At 40.3% G+C, this 6,545-nt stretch carries 2 protein-coding genes and 1 pseudogene; all 3 read right to left on the bottom strand.

The genetic code is table 11. From position 1 onward, the window contains the following. On the bottom strand, window positions 1-5,414 hold a 5,414-nt coding region (locus OEW74_RS19330; protein WP_265430037.1), incomplete at its 3' end, for a DUF4347 domain-containing protein. A gap of 296 nt (window positions 5,415-5,710) precedes the next feature. After that, complete coding sequence (locus OEW74_RS19325; protein WP_265430036.1) at window positions 5,711-6,223, bottom strand: hypothetical protein; 513 nt, start codon at window positions 6,221-6,223, stop codon at window positions 5,711-5,713. 84 nt (window positions 6,224-6,307) lie between these two features. Beyond that, window positions 6,308-6,545 (bottom strand): annotated as a pseudogene (locus tag OEW74_RS19320) (hypothetical protein); the annotation flags it as partial.

Genomic DNA, 6,545 nt, shown 5'->3' with positions numbered 1-6,545 from the left:
ACTCCTGCTTCCCATGCATCAGAACATCCGTCATTATCACTGTCATTATCTAAATGATTAGGAATACCATCTCCGTCAGGATCACAATTGTTAGACTGGATATATGTATAAAAAGAAATAGCTCCACTAGTTGACATACCCGCAATCGAAAATTGCAAACTCTTTACAGTGCGATTTCCGAATCCTTTTAATGTTAAGCTTGCATTAGCACCTATCGTCGTTTGACCGTAAGTTGCAACACCATTTTTAGTTAAGTTAACCTGGTCTATAATATTACTGAATTCCACATTCTTTGCCGTACCTAATAAGGCATCAGCACCCGGATTAACAGCATAAGTATAAGTAACATTTGTTGTAGCTACTGCCGATGTACCAAAACCTATTATTATTTTGTCTGCCGGAACTGGAGAAGAGAAAGTAATCGTCCATGTACCGCTAGATTGAGTACCCGTTCTTGTAATAAAACTACAAGCTGCCGGGTTAGCATATGGGTATTGGTTATCAATGACTGTACTACCAGTACAACCTGTCGATGGAGATTCTGTAAACCCCGCTGATGTCACAGAACTTTGCACTGTTGTGGTAGTACCATCAATGATATCTCCCGGAACAGAATATTGTCTAAAAGAACATGCTTCCACAAGATCTAATACACCGTCATTATCATCATCTATATCTACAAAATCCGGCACTTCATCGTTATCTGCGTTCGCACAATTTGAAACCCCCACATCTAAAGCCATATCATAGGTTGACACATATTTGGCAATACCATTTTCCGACGTTTCCAATACATTGTAATAGCCATTTGCTCCATAATCTGCTGAAGCTCCGCTACCAGCAATTGCATTTATAACTCCATTTGGATCAAGAACATTGGTTAACAAGCTTCCTTTTGACATTACCCCTGCATTGCTGTTGACATATTCATAAACACCTGCTTCTACAGCATCGCTACAACCATCACCATCAGAGTCTAAATCTCTATGATTAGGTAAACCATCACCATCAGTATCATTATTACATGTTGGCTTTGGATGAGCCGAAGGAACATAATCTGCAGTAACAATTGTAGAGGTAATTTCACCAATGGTATTTGCTAAAGCTAATGCTCCTGGTACAGATCCCGTCTGGATTCTGTAATATTTATAAGCCGTGGAAGTCGTTACAGTAAAATTAACAGGAGTCGTTGTAATAAGTGTTGCAGGACTGAGTGCCGAAGACCAGGCAATACCATCGTTAGAACCTACTATAACAGCATTGGCATTAGCTGTTGCACTTATTCTTTGAGACACCGATAAAGTTGCCAATCTCACCGCTGTAGGGTATTCAATTGTGAAAAGGTTACTTCCTGTAGGATTTGCCGTAGCCGCATACGCATTAAAGTTAAAAGTGAGTGCAGTACTGCCATCATGTAAAAGCTGTATATCACCGTCACTTTGATCATCATCAGGAGATACAAACTGTGAGCTAATTTTTGAGATAACATTGGCTTCCACCGCAGTGTAGAAACATGCAGGACTTTCTACCGCATCCAGCACTCCGTCATTATCGTCATCGATATCTGTAATGTCATTGATCCCGTCACCATCCGTATCAGCACAAAGATTGAGGTTATTAGCCAAAGCATATTCGGAATAAGTAAGTGTTCCGTTATAAACTCCACTTTCCGCACTTGTTTCAATGCCGTTAAAATAACCGTTTGCCCAATATTGAGAAGGAGTACCGTTTCCTACATACGCATTAGCCGTTCCCGGCGCTATTCCTCCGGAATAAATGCTTCCTCCACTTGCTGACATAGATGCTGAAGCACCTGCATTGGAGGACACTCCCGCTTCTCTTGCATCGGGACATCCATCGCCGTCACTATCCAAATCTCTGTGATTAGGTATACCATCACCATCAGTATCATTTGTACAAGTTGGTTTTGGATGAGCAGAAGGAATATAATTAGCCAGATTAATAATGCCCACTACTTCATAGTTAGTAAAAGTAAGCGGCGAGGTGGCGGCAGTTGAAACACGTATTCTATAGTAACGATAGAGATTAGTAGTGTTTAATGTTACCGGCCATGATTTAATAAGGCCTGAAGCGACTCCCGTAGAAACAGGAACAGAAACAGCCTCGTAATTTGCATCATCGTTAGATGCCTCCAATATAGCGAACGAACCAGTACCCCAATTTTGCGTGTTAGTATAAAGATCCATTTGCGTAAGACCGACAGCAACCGGATACTCTACTTTATAAATAATTTTTGAGGTATTGCCCAGTTGGTTTGCCGGAACAACATGATTGGACGCGGTAACAGCGGTAGTTACGCCATCATGCATGGTGGGTATATCATTACCCGGTGTTACTGCTACCGAATTGACAGTTGAGGTAGTTATACCTGTAGAAATTTTTACAGGAACAATAACTTCAGACGTACTGTAAAAACAAGCGGGGCTTTCCACCGCATCCAGTATACCATCATTATCGTCATCTATATCTACCACATCTTTTACTCCATCGCCATCCGTATCTGCGCATAAGCTTAGTATATTAGTGGTTGCGTATTGTGAATATGTGGAAACGTAATTTATGTTGCCCGAATCAGTAGTAGTTTCCTTTACATCAGCAAGCCCGTTGGTACCAACAGCACTTACAAATGTAAAACCAGGGGTAGCATCTGTAGTTGCACCGGCTTCAAAGGCATCACTACAGCCGTCGTTATCACTATCAAGGTCGTATTCATTTCTGGTTCCATCGCCATCAGTATCGGTAATACAGTTCGGTTTTGGATGATAAGACGCTATATAGTTATTATTGCTGAAAGTAGCTGTAATTTCACCTATGGTATTGGCTACTGCCAAATCACCGGGTACAGAACCCGTCTGGATACGGTAATACTTGTATGCCTGCGAAACGGTGACCGTAAAATCAATAGGAGTAGTCGTAATTAAGGTAGCCGGGCTTAGTGCTGCCGACCATGTGATTCCATCATTTGAGCCTACAATAACTGCATTCGCATTGGCGGTACTACTGATATCATGTGAAACCGATATAGCAGAAAGCCTTACCGGTGTAGGGTATTCAATCGTAAACAAATTACTGCCTGTAGGATTCTGAGCCGCAGACAAGGCATTGAAGTTAAATGTTAAAGCAGCGCTCCCGTCATGTAGTACCTGTAAGTCACCATCGCCCTGGCTATCATCCGGATTTGTAAATTGTGAGCTGATTTTTACTCCATTTAGCGTTTCCAGTTCTGTATAAAAACATGCCGGGCTTTCCGTGGCATCAGGTACACCATCATTGTCATCATCAATATCATCAATATCTCTTATACCATCACCATCGTTATCATTATTATACTGTATAGTAATCGAAACCGGGCAGCCGCTAATATCCCCATTAGGATAAACATATAGTATCAGATCACCAGGAGGTACAGAATTTCCAATCCAGGAAAGCTGCCCACTGTTGCTAATCGTTACATAATCATTGGCATCTATATTAAAAGAGCTTGCTGTTCCAGGGTTAACAAGATCAACCACTGTATTTCCCGGATCAGAAATACCGCTTAAAGTTCCGTTCATATATTGGAAAACCTGCGATGCCACAATTACCGGTACTACCGGTGCCAATGTTGACACTCCTCCGGGCTGTCCGTTAGTTGCTAGAATTGGGGGCGGTGTAGCTGCAGTATAACTACCGCCAATTCCTCCACTTACATCAAGTGTTACTGTTGAAGGTAAGGTGTTGTCTCTTAACAAATAGCCACCGCCGCCGCCGCCGCCGCCGCCATGAGCGCCAACGTAAACCACAGTACCGCCATTTCCGCCTTTTAGATTAATTGTAAGATTGCCTGAAATAGAGGGTGTACCCAGTAATGCCAGTGTTCCGCCACCGCCACCGCCGCCTGCACCATCGGCTTGCGAATTGGCAGCAGTATTACCGTTAGATTCGATCGTTCGTGAATTACCGGTTATAGAATTGGCTTTAAACATAATAATACCACCTCCATTAGCACCTAGAGATCCTTGATTGTCGTTGTCGTCTCCGGCACCGCCGCCACCGCCCATTACCAAATTCCTTAATCCACACGAAACTGCGTAACCACCTCTACCAGACAACTGAGCATTAAGAGAATATGTACCACCTTTACCGCCTACCCCATAGTTAGCGCCACCACCACCACCAGTGTTTACGGCATTTCCTCCACCACCGCCATTGTACTGCGCTCCGCTTAGTCTGTCTCCAACCGTAAATTTTGCAATCCCCTGACCTTTAGCAGCTCCAGTTGAGGAAACATAAGCAGTAGTATTGTTGGAAGTTGCTTTTATCGCACCACCGAGAAACCCTTTTCCGGTCATGGTAATATCGCTGTTTAACACCAATTGATCGGCCTCAAACACTAACACACCTCCTTTGGTACCATTCCAGGCTGTGCCCGTCAGCGAAGCACTTACTGTTGTTGTACCTGTATATACAGGTACTGTAACCAACTGTAACGAACCAGTTACATCATAAGTTTTTGTAAGTGGAGCCGAGATAGTAACTGTTGTGGAAGTCACATTTGAAATTGTTGCAAACTCATAATTTCCTGCCCCATTCAAAGCAATCAATTCGCCATAGCGAGATGTATTACTCGTATTGATTGTAGCACCCTGCATTTGGATTACCAATATTTTTTGTCCGACCACGAAACCCGCAGTTGCATCTACCGTAAATGTAGTTCCAGAAATTCCTGAAACCGCCGCATAGTTATTGATTACACCAGAAATACTCTGTAGAGTTCCTTGATAGTTTTCCAAACCTTTTAATGAAAAAGGTATTCCTACTTCTAGATCCCAATCTCCACCTTTTCCTGTGATATTATTGGATGCCGAAATTTGTTTTCCTAATTTCTTTTTAAGATAGCGTACAGCAGCTATTCCTTTTTCGCCCCTTGCAAATTCACACCCATAAATGTTAATTTGATTTATTTTTGAGAGGTTTACTTGCGTGGAGATCCATTTTTCTATCTCGAAAACATTTCTCCATTGTCCATTGATGAACAATTCTCCACTTCGCCCATGTGTAAAGAGCTGAAAAACATCCTTAGAAACTATATTTTTTGATGTAGTAAGCAGTGGTGAAGAATCAATACTGGCATCTATAAATATGTTATTTAGAAATTTCGTCTCTTTGAGATTTCTTTTAGAAACAATTTGTAGTTGAGAGTTTGTAGTGATAGATTCCCTTTTGTCTACTTTCGAATTGCTAGTTTCCATAGTCGGTTTTGCAATATAATACTGCAAAGAACTTTCTAACGTATTAGTAGCGCAATGATTACTATCATCAATATCTACGGAATTTATAATTCCATCTTTTTCAAAATTATCACTTATTCCCGTCCGAGCAGACAAGAAACTAAATGATGCTAAAGAAAACATTAAAACTTGGCAACTTAGAAGTCGCCAGAGAGTCGAGTTTTTTATCATGTTTTATGGGTATTAGGATTAGCTTTCATAAACAATTTATACGAAAAATACATCTCATTTTCAATGTTTTAAAATTAGTTAAATTTTCATACAAAAAAAGAATTAATCTTAATAATATTTAAAATTAATTCTTTTTAATATAAAAATAACACCACATTAAATATTAATCAATAATGAATGAATCACAAAAAAAATACCCTGAAATCAGGAGTATTTTTTTATTTAATTTATTTTTATACCTTAATTAGTTACGGTTTCCAGAAGCTCCACATCGTACCGTTGAAAATAGCAAGTTGCCTTGCTGTAGTATCATACACCATCATTCCCGGTGCGGGATTAATGATATTAAGATGGGGGCTTGCGACTTTTGGAAGAATCATAGCTTTATTAGCATCTTCTAAAACCAATATACCATCTACTGAGCTGGGCTGACCAATGCTCACTTTTGCTTCCGGTTTTTCTATCTTTGTTGTTTGTATTGACAAATCTACCGATCCGGTAGGCGTATTGTTAACACTTAAATCAAACCAGCTCCCTCCTTTGAGATATTTTACTTTATTATCGGTAGTATCGTAAATCATTGTTCCATTCTCCGAAATCCCGCTTTTATTTTCTACATAAGGAAGGATCATACCTCTATTTTCAGTACTTCCAAACTCTAAGGAAACTGAAGAGTTGGTCACAAGATCTTTTCCTACCGCTACCTGAGCATGGGAAGTGATTATACAAAAGAATGCTATGGTTAGAGTTAATTTTTTCATCTTATAAATTTTAAAATTAAAAAAGCTGAGCACAAGCAATAGCAAAAACACCTACAACTTGTGCTTTAAGCTTTTTTTTATTATTTAGTCTGGGCAGGCTTGTGTGTTTAAACATTGCCAGCTGAATGTACTTCCTCCATTGGTTGATGTATATATCTTCAGACAGTTATTCGTGGTATCATACACCATCATACCTTCTACAAAAGCTGCAACGGGAATACCCACAGGATTACCTGTTCCATCGAAAGCTATCCTATTTGGAACAAAGCCTTTGGTCTTAGATTCCAAAGCAGTCCATGCTCCTTTTCTTACCATTGGCCAG

Source organism: Chryseobacterium sp. YIM B08800 (assembly GCF_026163565.1).
Taxonomy (GTDB): domain Bacteria; phylum Bacteroidota; class Bacteroidia; order Flavobacteriales; family Weeksellaceae; genus Chryseobacterium.
The sequence above is the reverse complement of the archived record's forward strand: the minus strand, read 5'-3'. Positions and strand labels throughout refer to the sequence as shown.